Source organism: Actinomadura sp. HBU206391 (genome assembly GCF_014323665.1).
Taxonomy (GTDB): Bacteria; Actinomycetota; Actinomycetes; order Streptosporangiales; family Streptosporangiaceae; genus Actinomadura_C.
Window position 1 is genome coordinate 1 of record NZ_JABVEB010000121.1, and the last position, 17,426, is coordinate 17,426.

18 protein-coding genes are annotated in these 17,426 nt (G+C 70.1%); 8 read left to right on the forward strand and 10 right to left on the reverse strand.

What is annotated here, in order from left to right:
- Positions 1–20: 20 nt before the first annotated feature.
- The 5 genes from HKK72_RS26015 to HKK72_RS26035 are packed head-to-tail and all read right to left on the reverse strand — an operon-like array spanning position 21 to position 4,904.
- Entirely contained in the window at positions 21–1,343 is a 1,323-nt protein-coding gene (locus tag HKK72_RS26015) for an ABC transporter substrate-binding protein (RefSeq protein WP_187237057.1), read from the reverse strand.
- 43 nt (positions 1,344–1,386) lie between these two features.
- Positions 1,387–2,442: a branched-chain amino acid ABC transporter permease gene (locus HKK72_RS26020; protein ID WP_187237073.1), complete on the reverse strand. Its 1,056-nt coding sequence runs from the start codon at positions 2,440–2,442 to the stop codon at positions 1,387–1,389.
- Between the two features lie 20 nt (positions 2,443–2,462).
- Positions 2,463–3,341: a branched-chain amino acid ABC transporter permease gene (locus HKK72_RS26025; protein ID WP_187237058.1), complete on the reverse strand. Its 879-nt coding sequence runs from the start codon at positions 3,339–3,341 to the stop codon at positions 2,463–2,465.
- Positions 3,341–4,045, reverse strand: coding sequence for an ABC transporter ATP-binding protein (locus HKK72_RS26030; RefSeq protein ID WP_187237059.1), 705 nt, complete (start codon positions 4,043–4,045; stop codon positions 3,341–3,343). Before HKK72_RS26030 ends, HKK72_RS26025 begins: the two co-directional genes overlap by 1 nt.
- On the reverse strand, positions 4,038–4,904 hold the full coding sequence (locus HKK72_RS26035; RefSeq protein WP_187237060.1) for an ABC transporter ATP-binding protein: 867 nt from the start codon (positions 4,902–4,904) through the stop codon (positions 4,038–4,040). Before HKK72_RS26035 ends, HKK72_RS26030 begins: the two co-directional genes overlap by 8 nt.
- 452 nt (positions 4,905–5,356) lie before the next feature.
- On the opposite strand from HKK72_RS26035, the gene HKK72_RS26040 reads away from it, so the two are divergent.
- On the forward strand, positions 5,357–5,977 hold the full coding sequence (locus HKK72_RS26040; RefSeq protein ID WP_187237061.1) for a TetR/AcrR family transcriptional regulator: 621 nt from the start codon (positions 5,357–5,359) through the stop codon (positions 5,975–5,977).
- Positions 5,978–6,041: 64 nt separating this feature from the next.
- Here the strand turns inward: HKK72_RS26040 and HKK72_RS26045 are convergent, their stop codons facing one another.
- Entirely contained in the window at positions 6,042–7,673 is a 1,632-nt protein-coding gene (locus HKK72_RS26045) for a long-chain fatty acid--CoA ligase (protein WP_222721139.1), read from the reverse strand.
- Positions 7,674–7,812: 139 nt separating this feature from the next.
- Between HKK72_RS26045 and HKK72_RS26050 the strand changes: the two genes are divergently transcribed.
- Positions 7,813–8,832 (forward strand): phosphotransferase family protein, encoded by a 1,020-nt coding sequence (locus tag HKK72_RS26050; protein WP_187237062.1) that lies wholly within the window; start codon positions 7,813–7,815, stop codon positions 8,830–8,832.
- On the opposite strand, the gene HKK72_RS26055 is transcribed toward HKK72_RS26050, so the two are convergent.
- Positions 8,829–9,422 (reverse strand): PH domain-containing protein, encoded by a 594-nt coding sequence (locus HKK72_RS26055; RefSeq protein WP_187237063.1) that lies wholly within the window; start codon positions 9,420–9,422, stop codon positions 8,829–8,831. The two genes, HKK72_RS26050 and HKK72_RS26055, sit on opposite strands and share 4 nt — an antisense overlap.
- On the opposite strand from HKK72_RS26055, the gene HKK72_RS26060 reads away from it, so the two are divergent.
- Positions 9,421–10,068: a pentapeptide repeat-containing protein gene (locus tag HKK72_RS26060; RefSeq protein WP_187237064.1), complete on the forward strand. Its 648-nt coding sequence runs from the start codon at positions 9,421–9,423 to the stop codon at positions 10,066–10,068. The genes HKK72_RS26055 and HKK72_RS26060 overlap by 2 nt on opposite strands.
- 106 nt (positions 10,069–10,174) lie before the next feature.
- Here HKK72_RS26060 and HKK72_RS26065 read toward each other — a convergent pair whose 3' ends face one another.
- Entirely contained in the window at positions 10,175–10,561 is a 387-nt protein-coding gene (locus HKK72_RS26065) for a VOC family protein (RefSeq protein WP_187237065.1), read from the reverse strand.
- 276 nt (positions 10,562–10,837) lie between these two features.
- Between HKK72_RS26065 and HKK72_RS26070 the strand changes: the two genes are divergently transcribed.
- On the forward strand, positions 10,838–11,899 hold the full coding sequence (locus HKK72_RS26070; protein WP_187237066.1) for a PQQ-dependent sugar dehydrogenase: 1,062 nt from the start codon (positions 10,838–10,840) through the stop codon (positions 11,897–11,899).
- 21 nt (positions 11,900–11,920) lie between these two features.
- Here HKK72_RS26070 and HKK72_RS26075 read toward each other — a convergent pair whose 3' ends face one another.
- Complete coding sequence (locus HKK72_RS26075; RefSeq protein ID WP_187237067.1) at positions 11,921–12,139, reverse strand: hypothetical protein; 219 nt, start codon at positions 12,137–12,139, stop codon at positions 11,921–11,923.
- A gap of 649 nt (positions 12,140–12,788) precedes the next feature.
- Between HKK72_RS26075 and HKK72_RS26080 the strand changes: the two genes are divergently transcribed.
- A complete protein-coding gene (locus tag HKK72_RS26080; RefSeq protein WP_187237068.1) occupies positions 12,789–13,418 on the forward strand; it encodes an alpha-ketoglutarate-dependent dioxygenase AlkB in 630 nt (209 codons plus the stop codon).
- Positions 13,419–13,468: 50 nt separating this feature from the next.
- Entirely contained in the window at positions 13,469–14,092 is a 624-nt protein-coding gene (locus tag HKK72_RS26085) for a DUF4232 domain-containing protein (protein ID WP_187237069.1), read from the forward strand.
- 38 nt (positions 14,093–14,130) lie between these two features.
- Here the strand turns inward: HKK72_RS26085 and HKK72_RS26090 are convergent, their stop codons facing one another.
- Positions 14,131–14,973 carry a helix-turn-helix domain-containing protein gene (locus HKK72_RS26090; protein WP_187237070.1) on the reverse strand — a complete coding sequence of 281 codons (843 nt, stop codon included), beginning with the start codon at positions 14,971–14,973 and terminating at the stop codon, positions 14,131–14,133.
- 374 nt (positions 14,974–15,347) lie between these two features.
- On the opposite strand from HKK72_RS26090, the gene HKK72_RS26095 reads away from it, so the two are divergent.
- Positions 15,348–16,592 carry a hypothetical protein gene (locus tag HKK72_RS26095; protein WP_187237071.1) on the forward strand — a complete coding sequence of 415 codons (1,245 nt, stop codon included), beginning with the start codon at positions 15,348–15,350 and terminating at the stop codon, positions 16,590–16,592.
- A 4-nt stretch (positions 16,593–16,596) separates the two neighbouring features.
- Positions 16,597–17,426, forward strand: an 830-nt coding sequence (locus tag HKK72_RS26100; RefSeq protein WP_187237072.1) for a hypothetical protein, incomplete at its 3' end; no start/stop codon positions are given.

Consider the following 17,426-nt stretch of genomic DNA (forward strand, 5'->3'; position numbering starts at 1 on the left):
GGGCGATCTGGGGGGTGGGGTCAGCCGGTCGGGACGCCGTTGGCGGGCGCCGACGGCTGCTGGACGGTGCTGGGCTGGATGGGCCCGTCGCCGGCGTCGGTCGTGAGCGGCTGGCCCTCGACGACGATGCTGGTGCCCTTGATCCGGCCGATCTGCGCGCCGATGTAGCCCGAGTGCGAGTCCTTGCTGTACGCGAACGGCACGAGGCCCGGACCGGTGAACTTCGAGCTCTCGAGCGCGTCGACCACGCCCTTGCGGGTCGGGTTGGGCCCGGCCGCCTTCAGGGCCTGGGCGAACGTGTACGCCGCCGACATCCCATAAATGATGTTGCCGTTGAAGGGCAGGTTGGGGATGTACTTCGCGTGGATCTTGCGGAACAGCTCGGTCCAGGTGTTGTCCTTGGCGCCCGGAGCGGGCAGGTAGCTGTTCGTGATGATCCCCTGGATGAGCGGGTTGCCCTCGAGCTCGGTGCCGCCCTGCTTGGCGTAGCTCTCCAGCAGGCTCGTGAGGGTGATCGGGTCAGAGCCGACGTTGCTCACGATGATCTGCGGCTTGTAGTTGAGCTTGAGCGCCGCCAGCCGGAAGAGCGCGGTGTAGGTCGGGATGGTGAACAGCACCACCACGTCGGCCTTGGACTGGGCGATCGCCTGCGCCTGGGCGCCCACGTCGGTCCCTCCCGGCTGGTACGACTGCCGGGCGACCACCTGGCTCGCGGGGACGTACTTGTCCAGGCCCTTCAGGCCGTCCTGGCCGAAGTCGTCGTTCTGGTAGAAGTAGGCGACCTTCTTGCCCGCGAACTTCTCCTTGATGTGCTGCCCGAGGATCTTGCCCTCGCGGATGTAGTCGGGCTGCCATCCGAACGTGTACGGGTTCTTCTTCGGCTGGTCCCAGCAACCGCATCCCGAGGCGACGAACAGGTCCGGCACCCGCTGGGCGTTGAGATAGTCGAGGACTTTCGTGTGCGTGGGTGTCCCGAGACCGTTGAAGATGGCGAAGACCTTGTCCTGCAGCACGAGCCGGTGGACCACGTCGACGGTCTGGGTCGGGTTGTAGACGTCGTCGACGACCTTGTAGACGATCTTGCGCCCGTTGATGCCGCCGCTCTCGTTGATGTAGTCGAAGTAGGCCTTGGAGGCGGCGGAGTTGGCGCTGTAGCCAGGGGCCGCCGGCCCGGTCAGCGGTTGGTGGCTGCCGATGGTGACCGTCGTGGCGGTGACGCCCGGCGCCGAACCTCCGCCGGACTGGCCGCCCTTGCCCTCGTCATCGCCGGAACCGCAGGCGGTCGCCGTGACGGCCGCCGTGACGAGGACCGCGAGGGTCCGCAGGACCCCGGGTCGTTTCATGTGCTCCTCCTCGGTATCGACCCCCGATGACCTGTTCTCTCTGTCAGCCGGATCTCTGTGTCAGCCGGTCCCTCACCTGCCTGCCGACCCACCGGAACCCGCCCTGCATCCCACGCGGGAACAGCAGCGTGACGACGATGAGCACGACTCCGAAGACCAACGCGGGCAGGTTCGAGGCGACGTTGTGCGGCAGGTGCGAGGTGACGTCCGGGTTGCTCGCCCAGTTGGGCACCAGCACGAGGATCACCGACCCCCACACCGCGCCCGCCAGGCTGCCGAGCCCGCCCAGCACCACCGCCGCGACGAGTTGCAGTGACAGCGTGAGCGGGAACGCGCCCGGGGCGGCGAGTGTGGTGACCACGGCGAGCAGGGCCCCGCCGAGCCCGGCGCACGCGGCCGCGACCACGGAGGTGATGATCCGTACCCGGGCCACCCGGATTCCGCTCAGCGCGGCGGCGATCTCGTCGTCCCGGGTCGCGGGCAGCGACCGGCCGAGGCGGCTGTGGGTGAGGTTGGCCAGCAGCCACATCACGATGACCGCGCAGAGGCAGGAGATCCAGGCCTGCCAGCGTTCCAGGGGGAAGGTCTCGCCGAGCGCGAGCGGCGGCGGGGAGGGTGAGACGCTCAGGCCGTTCTGGCCGCCGAGCAGCCCGGTGACGGGTTCGTAGCTCACCAGGCCCGGCAGCCCGACGGCGAGCGCGAGGGTCGCGCCCGCGAGATAGGGGCCGTGCAGCCGGGCCGCCGCGACGCCGACGATGAAGCCGGCCACGGCGGTGACCGCCACCGCGGCGATGAGCACCGCGGCGAGCGGCCACGCCCAGTGGTTCAGTACCAGCGCCGTCGTGTAGGCACCGATCGCCATGAAGGCGCCGTGCCCGAGGGAGATCTGGCCGCCCAGCCCGGTGAGCACGGTGAGCCCGGCGGCGGCGCAGAGGATGTAGCCCATGTGCGCGATCTGCAGGTCGCGATAGGGGCTGACCGCGTCGGTGAGGACGGCGAGCGCCGCGACCGCGACGACCGCGGCGATGGTGTGCCGCAGGAGCGTGTGGCGCCCGAGGGTTCGGCGCGCGACGCCGGCCCAGCCGGAGCCGAGTCGCATGGGTGTGGACTGGAGGGCTTTCACACGCGCCTCCCGGCGGACGTGGCGAACAGGCCGTTCGGGCGGACCATGAGGACGGTGATGAGCGCCGCGAGCGCGCCGAGGGTGACGATGTCGGAGCTGACGTAGCCGGTGACGTAGCTGAGCGCGCAGCCCAGCACCAGGCCGCCCACCACGGCGCCCACGGGGCTGTCGAGCCCGCCGATGACGGCGGCGGTGAAGCCGAAGACCAGGACGGCGTCGAACTGGTTCGGCCCGACGAACACCGACGGCGCGATGAGCACGCCCGCGAGCGAGCCGACCACCGCGGCGAGCGCCCAGCCGAGGGTGAGCATCCGGCCGACCCGTACGCCGAGCAGCCGGGCGATCTCGGGCGCGAACGCCGAGGCGCGCAGCTTCAGCCCGATGTCGGTGCGGCGGAACAGCAGGATGAGGGCCACCATGACGACGCCGACCGCGCCGATGACGAACAGGTCGAACGGCGACAGCAGCAGCCCGGTGTCGCCCATGGTGAAGCCCTGGATGGTGAACGCCGGGGGATAGGAGCGCGGTTGGCCGCCCCAGATCATCCCCGCGACCGCCTGGAGCACGACGAGCAGGCCCAGGGTCACGATCACCGCGTTGAGCGGGGGCTTGTTCTCCACGGGGCGGATGACGAGCCGCTCGATCACCGCGCCGAGCACGAGGCCGGCGACGAGCGCGGCGGCCAGTGCCGTCCAGTACGAGCCACCGCGGTCGATGATGCTCCACGCGATGAACGTGGTCAGCATCAGCATGCCGCCCTGGGCGAAGTTGACGATGCGGGTGGCCCGCCAGATCAGCACGAGGGCGAGGGCCACCGCCGCGTAGACCATCCCGTTGGTGATGCCAGAGAGCGTGAGGTTGACGAATTCGACCATTAGAACCCCAGGTAGGCGTGTCGGAGCCGGTCGTCGATGGCCTCTCCTTGCGCGATCTCCGCGGCGACCGAGCCGAGGCTCAGCACCACCGAGTGGTCGGCGACGGACAGGGCGCTGCGGGCGTTCTGCTCGACCAGGACCACGGTGAGGCCCTGCTCGTCGCGCTGCCGGCGTAGCACCGCCATGATCTGCGCGGCCACTCGTGGCGCGAGGCCGAGGGACGGCTCGTCCATGAGCAGCAGGCGGGGCCGGCTGACCAGCGCCCGCCCGAGCGCGAGCATCTGGCGCTCGCCGCCGGACAGCGTGGCCGCCACCCGCCCTTGCCGGGCCCGCAGCGGCGGGAACAGGTCGTACACCTCGGAGATCTGGCGGCGCAGCGCCGCTTTGTCACGCCGCCACAGCCCGCCGAGGCGCAGGTTCTCCTCGACGGTCAGCTCGATGATGATGCCCCCGCTCTCCGGCACGTGCGCCACGCCGAGGCGGGTGATCTCCTCGGCCGGCAGCCGGCCGATGTCACGGCCGTCCAGGAGGATCTCGCCCGAGCGGGGCCGCACCAGCCCGCTGACCGCGCGCAGGAGCGTGGTCTTGCCGGCTCCGTTGGCGCCGAGCACCGCGGTGATGCCGCCCTTCGCCGCGCCCAGGGACACCCCGTCCAGGGCACGCACCGCGCCGTAGCCGACGACGAGTTCGCGGATCTCAAGCACGGCGGGCCTCCGATCCGACCCCGTCGCCTTCGGCCGGCCGGCCGTCGGCCGGCTCAACGTTCCGGGTCAGCTCGTCCGCGGCGCTGTCGTCCACCTCGTCGCCGAGGTAGGCCGCGACGACGAGCGGGTCGTCCCGGACGTCGTCGGGGCTTCCGCGTGCGATGAGCCGGCCGAAGTCCAGCACGACGACGTCGTCGCAGACCTCCATCACCAGGTCCATGTGGTGCTCCACCAGGACGACCGAGGCCTTCTCGCGCAGGCCGCGGATGAGGGTGGCGAGCTCGTCGATCTCGGTGGCCGAGAGGCCGGCCGCCGGCTCGTCGAGCAGCACCAGGTCGGGTTCGGCGACGAGCGCCCGGGCCAGCGCCACCCGTTTCTGGACGCCGTACGGCAGCTGGCCGGGGAACCGGCCGGCGACGTCGGCGATGTCGAGCTCGGTCAGCAGGCGCATGGCCCGGTCGCGCAGAGCCGCCTCGTCGCGGTCCGAGCGCGGCAGCGCGAAGAGCGCGGACAGCAGCCCGGCTCGGGCGTGCCGCTCGGCGCCCACCATCACGTTCTGCACGACGGTCAGCCCGGGGAACAGGCCGAGGCCCTGCAGGGTGCGAGCGATGCCGAGCCTGGTCAGGTCGTGCGGCCGGTGGCGGGTGAGCGGCTCGCCCCGCCAGCGGAGCCGGCCCGCGTCGGGACGGACGAATCCGCAGACCACGTTGAAGACGGTGGTCTTGCCGGCGCCGTTCGGCCCGATCACGCCCGTCACCCGGCCCTGCGGTACGTCGAAGGAGACCCCGTCGAGGGCCACCAGACCGCCGAAGCGGACCGTCACGTCACGAAGCTCGAGCAGGGAGGGAGGAGAGGTCATCGTTCCTCGTCTCGAAGGCGACACGTCCAGAACCGATCATGAAGGGCGTGGATACGTCTCGAAGCGAATGTCGTGGTGAACGTCATAGTGAGCGAACCGGGCGTTGAGCTGATGTCGAAGCGGTACCGAAACGATGTCGAAGCGGATACGGACGGTCTCTCAGCGCGGGCTGGCGGCAACGCCTTTCCCAAGCGCATACCGTCCAGTCGGTATCGACACCATAGATTGCGCTTCTTATCTCGTCAATGGGGACGGGAATGTTCCTCGCCGGTAGAATTACCGAACGGATTGCCAGGCATTAGGTCACCTTTTTCAGGGCACAACGAGACCGTAGGGCGCCGGTGTGGGAGTCTGCCCTGGCGCATGCCCGAAGGGCGTGGGTCGGTAGGGTGACCGGCTGGCGTGGACGGTGATCGTGAGGGCCGCCTGGCCTGATCGTGGAAGGCGGAGTCATGGCAGGTGTGTGGGAGCCCCCGTCCGGTGCCGCCGTGCTCACGGGCCCGCTGCCCGAGCGGCTGCTCGCGGTCGCGACGCGGTTGTTCGCGGCGAAGGGCTTCGAGGGCACGTCGGTGCAGGAGATCGTGGCTGCGGCCGGTGTCACCAAGGGCGCGATGTACCACTATTTCGCCGCGAAGGATGACCTGCTGTACCAGATCTACCACCGGCTGCTGATGATGCAGACGAGCCGGCTGGAGCAGTTCGCCGGTGGCGAGGGCACCGCCGAAGAGCGCCTGCGCGCCGCCGCCGTCGACGTCATCGAGACGAGCTTCCTGCATCTGGACGAGCTGACCGTTTTCTTCCGGTCGATGCATCTCTTGCCGCAGAACAAGAGAAGGGCGGTAAGGGCGGAACGGCGGCACTATCACGAGCGCTTCCGATCACTGGTCGAAGAAGGGCAACAGGCAGGGATATTCCGCGCTGACGTGCCCGCGGATATCGTCGTGCATTTCTTCTTCGGGGCCGTGCATCAGTTGAGCACGTGGTATCACGTCGGCGGCCCGCTCGGAGCGCACACGGTCAGCGAATACTACGTCGGCCTGCTCTTGGACGGACTGCGGCACACCTCCTCATGACGGCCCGGCCGCGCACTTCTCGCAGAGCCGGTTCACTCAAGGCCGTTTCGCTCAGGGCCGTTTCTCAGAGTCGTTCGACGGTGAGATCGCCGCCGCGGAAGAGCGCCCGCAGTGGCTTCTTGTCGTACTTGCCCACCGTGGTCTTCGGGACCTCCTCGATGAAGGTCCAGTTCTCCGGAATCTGCCACTTGGCCACCTTGCCGTCGAGGAAGGCGGCGAGTTCGGCCGCCGTCACGGTCGCGCCGGCCCGCCGGACCACGCAGGCGAGGGGGCGCTCGTCCCAGCGGTCGTCGGGAACGCCGATCACGGCCGCCTCCAGCACTCCGGGGTGGGCGACGAGGTGGTTCTCCAGCTCGACCGACGAGATCCACTCACCGCCGGACTTGATGACGTCCTTGGCCCGGTCGGTGATCTGGAAGTAGCCACGCTCGTCGATCGTGCCGATGTCACCGGTCCGCAGCCACCCGTCGTGGAACTTCTCCGGCGCCGGGTCCCGGTAGTAGGACCCGGTGATCCACGGGCCGCGGACCTCGATCTCGCCGACGCTGACGCCGTCCCACGGCAGCGTGGCGCCGGAGTCGTCGACGATGCGCATCTCCACGCCGGCCGCGATGCGGCCGGACTTCATCCGCCAGTCCAGATCCTCGGCCGAGCCCGGCTTCACGTCCGGCGGCGGGAACGCCATGCCGCCCACCGGGCTGGTCTCGGTCATCCCCCAGCCCTGGATGATGCGCAGGCCGTACCGCTCCTCGAACTGCTCCAGCATCGTCCGTGGCGCGGCTGCACCGCCGGAGGTGCCGGCCCGCAGCGAGGACAGGTCGAGTTCGTGGTCGGCGCCGTGGTTGAGGATCGCGTTCCAGATCGTCGGCACCGCGGACGCCACGGTCGAGCGTTCGGTGGCGATGAAGGAGGTCAGGTGCTCGGGCTGCAGGAACGGGCCGGGCATGTGCAGCGTCGCGCCGGACAGGAACGCGCCGAACGGCAGGCCCCAGGCGTTGACGTGGAACATGGGCACGATGGCCAGTACCCGGTCGGCCTCGGTGATGCCCGCGAGGCTCGCCGACAGCATCGACTGGGCGTGCAGGAACGTCGACCGGTGGGAGTAGACCACGCCCTTGGGGTCGCCGGTGGTCCCGCTGGTGTAGCACATCGACGCGGCCGAGCGCTCGTCGAGCTCGGGCCACTCGAAGCCCGGCTCCTCGGCGGCCAGCAGCTCGCGGTAGCGCAGGACCCGCGCGCCGCCCGCCTCGAGGGCGGCGGCGTCGCCGTCCCCGATCACGATGAACGCCTCGACCGTGGTGAGGTCGGCGGCGACGCGGGCGAGTAGCGGGACGATGCTGTCGTCCACAATGATGATCTTGTCTTCGGCGTGGCCGACGATGTGGGTGAGCTGGTCGGGGAACAAGCGGAGGTTCAGGGTGTGCAGCACGGCGCCCATGGCCGGGATCGCGAAGTAGGCCTCCAGGTGTTCCTGGTTGTTCCAGGCGAAGGTGGCGACCCGGTCGCCGGCGCCGACGCCGAGCCGTCGGAGCGCCGCCGCGAGGCGCTCGGCGTTCTCGGCCACCTGGGCGTACGTTCCCCGCCGCGCGCCCGCTCCGGTCCATGTCACGCACTCGCTGTCGCCGTACACCCGCGCGCCGTGCCGGAGGATCGCGGTCACGGTGAGCGGGAAGTCCTGCATCGTGCTAGTGATCATGAACGACCTCATCTCCTACGGGGGTCGAGGGGGCTTCCCGGGTGTGAGCTGCACAACATACCGACCAGTCGGTATTACCGTAGGGTTGCCGGGATATGTCCGTCAACGACCACCTTCTCTGGAGCGCGGAGATGCGGAGATGACCGCCGGTGAGGTCCCCCCGGGTGTGGACCTGGAGCGGCTACGGGCCCACCTCGGCCACCGGTTCCCCGGCCTGGCGGCGGGATCGCTGTCGGCGCGGCTGGTCGAGGGGGGCAAGTCCAACCTGACCTACGTCGTGACCGACGGCGCCGTCGAATGGGTGCTGCGGCGCCCGCCGCTGGCGCATGTCCTGGCGACGGCGCACGACATGGCCAGGGAGCACCGGGTGATGAGCGCGCTGGCCGGCACGCCCGTGCCGGTCCCGGCGACGTACGGGCTGTGCGAGGACGACGACGTGCTCGGCGCCCCCTTCTACCTGATGGAGAAGGTCGAGGGCACTGTCTTCCGCACCGAGGAGCAGACCGGCGCCCTCGGCCGGGAACGGGCGCGGGCCATCGCACTCGACCTCGTGGCGGTGCTCGCCGAGCTGCACGCGGTCGACCCCGACGAGGTGGGGCTGGCGGGCTTCGGCCGCCCCGAGGGCTATCTGGAGCGGCAGGTCGGGCGGTGGCGCACCCAGCTCGCGGCGTCGCGCAGCCGCGAGATCGACGGCGTTGAGGAGCTGAGCGCGACCCTCGCGGCCGCGATCCCGGTGACGCAGCGAGCCGCGATCGTCCATGGGGACTACAAGCTGGACAACGTCATCGTCGGCGCGGGCGACACGGTCGCCGCCGTGGTCGACTGGGAGATGGCGACCCTCGGGGATCCGCTCAGTGACGTGGGGCTGCTGCTGCTCTACTGGGGCGGCTTCGAGGAGCTGCCCGAGCGGCCCGTCCGGCCCGAGTTCGGCTTCCCGCCCGGCGAGGAGCTGCTGGAACTCTACGGCGCCACGGCCGGTCTGGACCTGTCGCCGCTGCCCTGGTATGAGGCGTTCGCCTGCTTCAAGCTAGCGGTGATCAGCGAGGGGATCCACTTCCGCCATCTCCAGGGCAAGACGGTGGGGGAGGGATTCGCCGAGATCGGCGGCATGGTGGAGCCTCTCGTGGCACGAGGACTGGCCACGCTCCAGCGCCGTTAGTCCGTCCCAGGCCGCTCCGGTGCCGCGCCACCGGCGGGCGGCCCGGCCACCCTTCGCCTGATCTCGCGCAGTTCCCGTTCCACCTCCTCGGGCGAGGCGCCGAGGTCATGGGTGCTGAGCAGGCACAGCGAGTCCCCAGTGTCGATCTCCAGCAGTCGGCTCGGGATGCCCAGCCGCCGGCTCTTGTACAGCCGGATCCGTTCGATCTCCGGCCAGAGGATCCGCTGCGTTCCGGCGATCCCGCTCACCACGGTGATCCCCTCACGGTCGGCGGCCAGCCGTACGGGGACGAGGATGTCCCGTACGGCGAGCGCGGTGAGGACGAGCGCGGCGATCCCGCCGAGCAGCGCGAACCCCGCGTCGCCGCGGAGCGCGGCGAGCGCGATGACCACGGCGGCTCCGGCCTTCAACACCACCTGCTCAGGGCGGACCCGCCACCGTCTCTGTTCCTCGGCCACACGTTCAGCATGGCACGGCGGCCCCCGGCGGCGGCGTCCACCCGGCCGCCCGCGGGTGAACTCGGCCCGGCGGATCCCGGTCGGGTCCCCGGCGATGACCCAGGGCACGAGCCTGGCAGGGTGGGGTGCCATGACGGCACCCTCCGAACTCTCCGAACTGTCGTACGCCGCAGCGCTCACGCCGCACGACGGCGCCTGGGGCGGCGACACCTACGACACCGTGCACTTCGACGCGATCACCGTGGCGGATGTCGCGGGGGCCGGTACGGGCTTTCTCGAATGCGCCTTCACCCGGGTCGCGTTCGAACGGGGGCGGCTGCGGGGGGCGCGGTTCAACGACGTGTGGTTTCGCGATGTGCGCCTCGTCGGCACCGACGCGCGGGAGACCAGCTGGCTGGACGCGACGCTGTTGGCCAGCGCCCTGGCCGGCGTGGAGGCGTACGGGTCGGCGCTGAGGCGGGTGGTCTTCCGGGGCTGCAAGCTCGACTCGGTGAACCTCAGGGGCTGCACGCTGACCGATGTCGTCTTCGAGGACTGTGTGCTGCGCGACGTGGACCTTCGCGGTGCCACGCTGGCCCGGACGGCGTTCCCCGGGTCGCGGCTGAGCCGGGTCGACCTGTCCGATGTCACCCTCGACAAGGTCGATCTGCGCGGTGCCGAGCTGAACCTCACGATCACCCCCGGCTCGCTGCGCGGAGCCGTGATCACGACCGATCAGCTCATCGATCTCGCGCCCGCCCTCGCACAGAGCCTCGGCATCGTGGTGGCGGACACCTGAGGGTCGCCGGCGATGGCGACTTTTTGATCTACATTGTAAAGGCGCTCGGCGTTTCGGACCGTCCCCGCAGTCCGGTGCCACCTCGGCACGTCGGCCGACTCCCGGCTCAGCGCTGGTCGCGCCTGAGCGGGTGGTCATCCGGGATCTCGACGAGGACGATCCGCACGCCGTCCGGGTCCTCGATCCACATCTCGATCAGCCCCCAGGGCTCCTGCCGCGGCTCCCGCGTGACGGTGACACCCGCGGACTGGAGCCGCCGGTGCTCGGCCCGCACGTCGCGTACCTGCATGAAGATCGCGGGCGAGCTGCCCGGAGGTCGCGGATCATGCCCCGAGACCTCGAGGAATCCATTGCCGAGGAAGAACACCAGCCCGGGGTCGTCGGGCGGCCCGAACTCGCGGTAGACCGCCAGCCCCAGCGTGTCCCGGTAGAAGCGGCGGCTGCGCTCGGCGTCGAGGGGACGGAGCAGGATCCGGCTGCTGAGTACCTCCATGGTCAGATCCTGCCACCCCTGCCATCGCCGCCCCGGTCGTCGGCGATCCGTCCGTACTCCCGCGTGCCGAGCACCCGCGCGGCCGGGGACGGAAGTGATTTCCACTCGGATGTCAGCGGGCATGTCAGATCCGTGGAAAACGCCCTCCAGGCCGTGGACCAGCGGAGTCGCGGCCGTGCCGCCCGGTGGGCGTGCTCCGCGCGGGTACGAGAGGTTTACCGGCCGAGTCATCCCGCCTAGCGTGGGCAAGCGTCCTGCCCGCCATCAGGAGCCATCATGAACCTGCGCACCCTCTCACTCGCCGCGGTCCTCGCCCTCGCCTCCCTCGTCGCCGTACCGGCGCCCGCCCCCGCACAGGAGGACGCGGGGTTCGACTTCGCCCGGCCCCAGGTGCTCGCCACGGGCCTGACGGTCCCCTGGGGGCTGGCCTTCCTGCCGGACGGCAGCGCCCTGGTGTCGGAGCGCACCAGCGCTCGCGTCCTGCAGGTGCGCCCGGACTCGGCGCCCGTCGAGGTGGCCCGGCTCTCCGGGGTGCAGGCGGCGGGGGAGGGAGGGCTGCTCGGCCTGGCCGTGTCGCCGTCCTACGCACAGGACGGCTACGTGTACGCCTACTACACCGCGGCCTCCGACAACCGAATCGTGCGCTTCCGGCTCGCGGCGTCGCCGCAGCAGGAGGTGATCCGGTCCGGCATCCCCAGGTCGAGCATCCACAACGGCGGCCGCATCCACTTCGGCCCCGACGGCATGCTCTACGCCGGCACCGGCGACGGCGGTCAGACCGCCAACGCCCAGGACTGGCAGAGCCTCGGCGGCAAGATCCTGCGCATGCTGCCGGACGGGTCGGCGCCGGCCGACAACCCCCGGCCGGGGTCCGTGGTCTACACGCTCGGCCACCGCAACGTGCAGGGCCTGGCCTGGGGCGGCGGGCGGATGTACGCGAGCGAGTTCGGGCAGAACACCTGGGACGAGATCAACCACATCGTGCCCGGCGGCAACTACGGGTGGCCCCAGGTCGAAGGCCCCGGTGGAGCCCCCGCCTACCAGGCGCCGATCGTCACCTGGGCCACCTCCGAGGCCTCCCCGAGCGGCGCGACCGTCTCCGGCAGCACGCTGTACGCGGCGGCGCTGCGCGGCCGGCGGCTGTGGCAGGTGCCGCTCGACGGCAGTGGCGGCACGGCCGGCGCGCCGAGCGCGGTCCTGCAGGACGCGTACGGGCGGCTGCGTACGGTCGCCGTCGACCCGGAGGGCTGGCTGTGGGTGATGACCAGCAACCGGGACGGCCGTGGAACGCCCATCGCCGCTGACGACCGCATCGTCCGTTTCCCGCCGACCGGGTGACGAGCCGTGCCGTTCGGAGGGTCAGTCGACCGACACGAACTCGCCGGTGTCACCGGAGTCGTACCCGAGCGAGGTCGAATGCCTGGCCGGCAGGCACGATCCGCTGGGCGCCGCCCCGGCATCGGTGAGCTTGAGGACCTGCTGCCCCGTGTCACCCGTCTCGATCGACCATGAGTACGCCCGGGACGGTGCCGGAGCGAGATCTGTGGCATAGCCGCCACGGGGGAGAGATCGGTTCATGACCTCCGTACGGCAGGCGCTCGGCGTCAATTCGATCCTGCCGTCGGCCACCTTGAATGTGCCCGTCTCCACCTCGTTGGTCCGAGGAGGTGAGCCGGCGTTCCCGCCGGGTGGAACTATCGTCCCGAATTTCCAGGTGTACTTACCGTCGTGAGTGAATTTCCACTGGTAAAGAACGGACTGGCCGGGCGATGCTCGTTGCCACGTGCCCACGAGTCGGTCGATTTCATCGGGCTGGAACATCCCCGGCCGCGCATGGGGCGGAAGCTGACGCGGTGAGTGCGGCCGGATCGCGGCCGAGGTGACGAGGGACGAGACCGCGAGCGCGCCTGCCGCGACGAAGTGTGTGAACATGGCTCATCCGCCTCCATCGGGGACGCGTGCTCGTGATGGCGTCGCCGGTGTTGTCCGCCCATCCAGACGACGAAGTCCGAGTTTGTGCGACTAATGACTTAGGGCCGACCCTAGGTGCGCGAACGCGGAGGCGTCGACCTCGACACAGCCAATTAACGGTCAACATCGCCATAAAGCAACTAATTGGCCAATATGTAACGGTAATGCTCTGAATTCAGGATGGCACCATCATGAACGCCCGGCTTCCGGAGGGCCGGTTCGAACGCATGTTTGACGTCTGACGTACACTCGGCGTATGAGCGTTGCCTTCCAGGGCTCGTTGCTGGACTGCGGCGACGAGGTGGCTCCGGGCTCCCTCGGATCCTCGGTTCGGCGGACCGAGCTCGGCCACGGGGCCTGGATCGATGTCCGGCCGGGTTGGATCGCCGGTGCGGACACCCTGTTCGACCGGTTGATCGACGCGGTGCCGTGGCGGGCCGAGAGCCGGCGGATGTACGACCGGGTGGTCGACGTCCCCCGGCTGCTCGCCTTCTACGGCGAAGGGCAGGTGCTGCCCGACCCCGCGCTGGACGAGGCCAGGCGAGCCCTCGACGCGCACTACGCCGAGGAACTCGGCGAGCCGTTCCGTACCGCCGGGCTGTGCCTCTACCGCGACGGCAGGGACAGCGTCGCCTGGCACGGCGACACCACCGGCCGCGGCCGGACCGAGGACACCATGGTCGCGATCGTTTCGATCGGCACGCCGCGTACGCTGCTGCTCCGTCCTCGCGGCGGGGGCCCGGCGCTGCGTCACGACCTCGGCCACGGCGACCTCATCGTGATGGGCGGCAGTTGCCAACGCACGTGGGAGCACGCCATCCCCAAGACCGCACGGGTCACCGGACCCCGGATCAGCATCCAGTTCCGTCCCCGTGGAGTCCGCTGACCTTCCTGCGGCGTTGTTAGCCACGGCCGATTACGGGGAGACGGAAGGACATGGTGACCAGCAACGCTCCGCACGTGGGAGCGGTACTCGCCGCAACGTTACTGTCCATCGCCCTCGCCGGATGTGCGTCGAACGACGGCGGCGACGCGGCTCACGGCCCGCCGGGTACCTCCGCGCCGGAACCGTCCGGCGGGCAGGGCGGCGAGAGCACGTCCGGGCGCGCGGCGGCCGTGCCGGTGTCGCATGACGGCGTGTGCAGAGCGGGCGACCTGCGGTTGTCGCTCAAGGGAGGTGACGCCGCGGCGGGCACCTCGTACCGCTCGCTGGTGTTCACCAACGTGAGCAATGCGCCGTGTACCGTCCAGGGCTTTCCCGGTGTCTCGTACGTCGCCGGCGACGATGGCCGTCAGGTCGGCGCGCCGGCCGTCCGGGACGGTGACAAGAGCGAACCGATCACCCTGGGCGGGGGCGAGAAGGCGTCGGCCGTCGTGGGGTTCGTCAACGTACGCAACTACGACGCCGTGGACTGCCGGCCGCAGCCGGTTCGCGGCGTGCGCGTGTACCCGCCGGAGGAGACCACGGCCAAGTTCGTCACGCTGCCGGGCACGGGCTGCGCCAATGACAAGATCCAGCAACTCACCGTGCGGGCGCTTCGCGCCGGCGACGGCCGCTGACCCCCGCGGCACGTCCCGGTGGGGGCACCGCACCGCCGTCAGAACTCGCCGATGGCCTGCTCGATCAGGAAGAGCGAGTCGGCGGGCGAGAGCGCGACGTCCGCGATCATCTGGAAGTGGTCGTCGAGAGGGACGTAGGAGAGCAGCGGGCCGAGCGCCGACTGGCTGATCGACACCGACGGCTCGGCGGGAACGGAGAAGTCGAGGATGTGGAAGGAACCGTCGAGCCCGGGATGTGCCCCCACCTCGCGTGGGATCAGCTGGACGACCGCGTGGTCCTGGCGGGCGTGCTCGGCCAGATGCCGCAACTGGCCCAGCATGGTCTGCGCACCGCCGATGGGATGACTGATCGCCGACTCGTCCAGCACCACGTGCGACCTGCGCGGCTCGCCGTCGGTCTGATGGCGCTGACGACTGAGCAGCAGGTCGAGCCGCTGCTCCACGGTGACGGTGTCGCCTGGAAGCAGGGCGGCGGAGTAAGTGGCCCGGGCGTACGCCTCGGTCCGCTGCAGATCGGGGATGAGACCGATTCCGTAGGCGCGGACATTGGTCGCTTCGGACTCCAGGATGATGAAGTCGCGCTCGAGTTCGCTGAGCCAGCCGGTGTGCCGCTTCAGCCAGGCCGGCCCGCCGCAGCGATGGGCCAGGTCCGTGAGGTGATCGCGCGTTCCCTCGTCGGTGACGGCGTAGAGGTCCAGTAACCCGCGTAGTTCGGCCACGGTGATCCGCTCGTGCCCGGACTCGATCTCGACCAGCCAGATCGGCGCGCGGCCCAGCTCGGCCGCCGCACGGTCGCAGGAGATCTCCCGCGCCTCGCGAAGGCCGCGAAGCTCCCGGCCGAGCCGTCGGGAGCTGACGCTCGACACGTGTTCGCCTGGCATGCCGACCTCCTCGCTGGGGAGAGCCAGTGTTGCGCAGAGTGCCTTCCGTCCGCTGGAGGAGTAGGAGTTCAGCGCCATGCGATGCGCCCGGCGGTTCGAGACCGCCGCATGAGTGGACGAGAATGCGAGCCATGACGCGGATGCTCGACTGCACTACGTCGGGGACAATCTCGGCGCCCTGAGCCACGACCCGGAGGCGTGCTGATCGGGAGCCGGCCGTCGTGAATATAGGCAGGGGGTACTCATGTGCTCCCCGGCTTCGGCTGCCTACCTTGAGTCCGCCGAGATGGTGCGCGGGATCCGGCTCGGTCAGGGATGACCGCGTCGGTCTCGGGACCGAGGCGGACTGTGAGCATGGAGGCGGTCGAAGACACATGAACGTCGCTCTCGTCGTACTGGTGGTCGCCGCGATCGTCATGGTCGTGGTGCGAGTCGTGAGCACCCGCAGGCGGGCCGCGGTTCGCGAGCCGGCCGTTCCCACCTTCAACGTGGTGGCCCTCGGGCTGCAGGGGTCCGGCAAGACCCTGCTGCTCTCCAGCATGTACCACCATTTGCAGGTCCCCTCATCGCAGAGTTACTACCTGACCGCGCCGTACGACCAGGTCATCGCGCTGAGCAGGAGCTTCGCCCAGATCGCCGACACCAGCGAGGACTGGCCGCCGGGCACGGCGAAGGGCGAGGTACGTGAGTACGCCTTCAGCGTGGAGACGCAGACCACCGGCGACCGCCACACCATCTTCAACCTCGGCTACCTGGAGTACGCGGGGGAGTTGCTCACCGAACCGCAGCCGCCCGGATCGACGCTGCTGGCCTCGCTCATCGAGCACATCGAGTCGGCGCACGCGCTCATCGGCATCATCGACGGCTACCGCATCCGGCAGGCCCTGAACGGAGACCTCGCCGGGCAGGCCCACCTGCAGCACGGCCTCACCGCCATGATCGCCCCGATGATGCGAACCTCGAGCCCGGTCACGTTCGTCATCACCAAATGGGACCTGCTCCGAGAACTCGAGCCCGACGAGAACACCCGCCTGCACATGGTGCGGAATCTGCTCATGGCCAGTCCGGTCTTCCGGGACCTGGTCAGGCTGTACAGCGCCAAGCGGGTGGTCCGGCTGATCCCGGTCAGCGCCGTGGGCCCGGAGTTCGCCACTCTCAACGGGAACGGCAGGATCGTCAAGCGAAGCGACGGGCACATCCGTCCCACCAACGTCGACGTACCGCTGTCGGCCGTCATCCCGGACGTCTTCGAGCAGATCGAGTACAACCTCGACGCCGCCACACTGCGAGCCGCTCTGGAACAGGCCCGGCGCCAGGCCGGCCTCGGCCCGCTGGAGTCGGCCGCCGCGCTGGGCAGGTTCGTCGGCCAGGCGGCGGGCCGCGCGATCGTCGGTGCTTTGGCCACTCCCGCCATGGCGGCCTTGGGCGGCCCCGCGCTCGGGCTGTTCCTCGCATCCCGGGGAGATGCCCCGGACGACCGGCTCGACCGGCAGTTGAGCGCGGCCGAGGAGCGCATGCACCAGCTTCGCATCGCCCGCAAGCGCGTGCTGCGCGACCTGCAGAGCAAGGTCGACGTGCTCGAAGGCCGCCTTCCCAGTTCCCGTCTGTCGAGCGAGTGATGTCATGAGCCGAGCGACCGCACAGGGCTGGCCGTTCCTCGTCGGCAGGGGCCGCCGTCGTGGTTACAGCACACTGCTGGCACCCGACTTCCTCGTCGCCCAGCAGTCCTACGGAATCCTCGAAGAGGTCATCGACCCCTCCTCGGCGGGCGAGTCCGCTCAGGCGGTTCAGGTGGTCGTCTCATCAGGCGTACGGCTCACCGTCGTGCACGCCCTCCACCGTGTCACCGCGGCCGACGTCGGTGAACCCGGTGAGGACGCCGCCGATCCGGTCGACGAGCACAGCCGTCCGCTGCGGGTGATGTACGGCTACGTCTGCCCGGGTTCGTGGGTGCCGTCGTACGGAGATCCCGCGGCGGCCGAGACCGATCTGCGCGCCGCGCGCACGGCCGCACTCGATTCCTACCGTCGGTTTCTGAGCTCGGGCGAGGACGGCTTCGCGGTGGAACCGTCGGCCGCCTACCCACTGCACTCGCTGCCGGCGGACGAGGCGTCCGCTCCGGTCCTCGTCGATCACTCCCGACCATCGCGGTCGCCGGCGCGGCCGTACGGCGGCGCCGATCGTGAATCGACGCACGCCCGCGCCGTGTGGAACCTCCTCATCCTGGGAGTCGTCGGCTTGATCTGCCTGGTGCTGGTGATCATGTGGCTGCGCCCCGACAAGCCCGAATGCCCGCCGGTCGATCCGACGCCCACCACCCAGGCCACGGGAAAGCCCCAGACCCAGCCGAACAAGGAGCCCCAGTCGAATCAGGGGCCCGCGACGCAGGCGAATCAGGGACCCGCGACGCAGGCGAAGCAGCGACCGGAATGCACTCCCCGCCGGCGCGGATG

Coding starts and splice junctions, on each gene's coding strand:
- HKK72_RS26070 (WP_187237066.1), top strand. CDS start 10,838: ATGAACCTGCGCACCCTCTCACTCGCCGCGGTCCTCGCCCTCGCCTCC.
- HKK72_RS26025 (WP_187237058.1), bottom strand. CDS start 3,341: ATGGTCGAATTCGTCAACCTCACGCTCTCTGGCATCACCAACGGGATG.
- HKK72_RS26060 (WP_187237064.1), top strand. CDS start 9,421: ATGACGGCACCCTCCGAACTCTCCGAACTGTCGTACGCCGCAGCGCTC.
- HKK72_RS26020 (WP_187237073.1), bottom strand. CDS start 2,442: ATGCGACTCGGCTCCGGCTGGGCCGGCGTCGCGCGCCGAACCCTCGGG.
- HKK72_RS26045 (WP_222721139.1), bottom strand. CDS start 7,673: ATGATCACTAGCACGATGCAGGACTTCCCGCTCACCGTGACCGCGATC.
- HKK72_RS26065 (WP_187237065.1), bottom strand. CDS start 10,561: ATGGAGGTACTCAGCAGCCGGATCCTGCTCCGTCCCCTCGACGCCGAG.
- HKK72_RS26035 (WP_187237060.1), bottom strand. CDS start 4,904: ATGACCTCTCCTCCCTCCCTGCTCGAGCTTCGTGACGTGACGGTCCGC.
- HKK72_RS26040 (WP_187237061.1), top strand. CDS start 5,357: ATGGCAGGTGTGTGGGAGCCCCCGTCCGGTGCCGCCGTGCTCACGGGC.
- HKK72_RS26080 (WP_187237068.1), top strand. CDS start 12,789: ATGAGCGTTGCCTTCCAGGGCTCGTTGCTGGACTGCGGCGACGAGGTG.
- HKK72_RS26095 (WP_187237071.1), top strand. CDS start 15,348: ATGAACGTCGCTCTCGTCGTACTGGTGGTCGCCGCGATCGTCATGGTC.
- HKK72_RS26015 (WP_187237057.1), bottom strand. CDS start 1,343: ATGAAACGACCCGGGGTCCTGCGGACCCTCGCGGTCCTCGTCACGGCG.
- HKK72_RS26055 (WP_187237063.1), bottom strand. CDS start 9,422: ATGGCACCCCACCCTGCCAGGCTCGTGCCCTGGGTCATCGCCGGGGAC.
- HKK72_RS26075 (WP_187237067.1), bottom strand. CDS start 12,139: ATGAACCGATCTCTCCCCCGTGGCGGCTATGCCACAGATCTCGCTCCG.
- HKK72_RS26050 (WP_187237062.1), top strand. CDS start 7,813: ATGACCGCCGGTGAGGTCCCCCCGGGTGTGGACCTGGAGCGGCTACGG.
- HKK72_RS26085 (WP_187237069.1), top strand. CDS start 13,469: ATGGTGACCAGCAACGCTCCGCACGTGGGAGCGGTACTCGCCGCAACG.
- HKK72_RS26090 (WP_187237070.1), bottom strand. CDS start 14,973: ATGCCAGGCGAACACGTGTCGAGCGTCAGCTCCCGACGGCTCGGCCGG.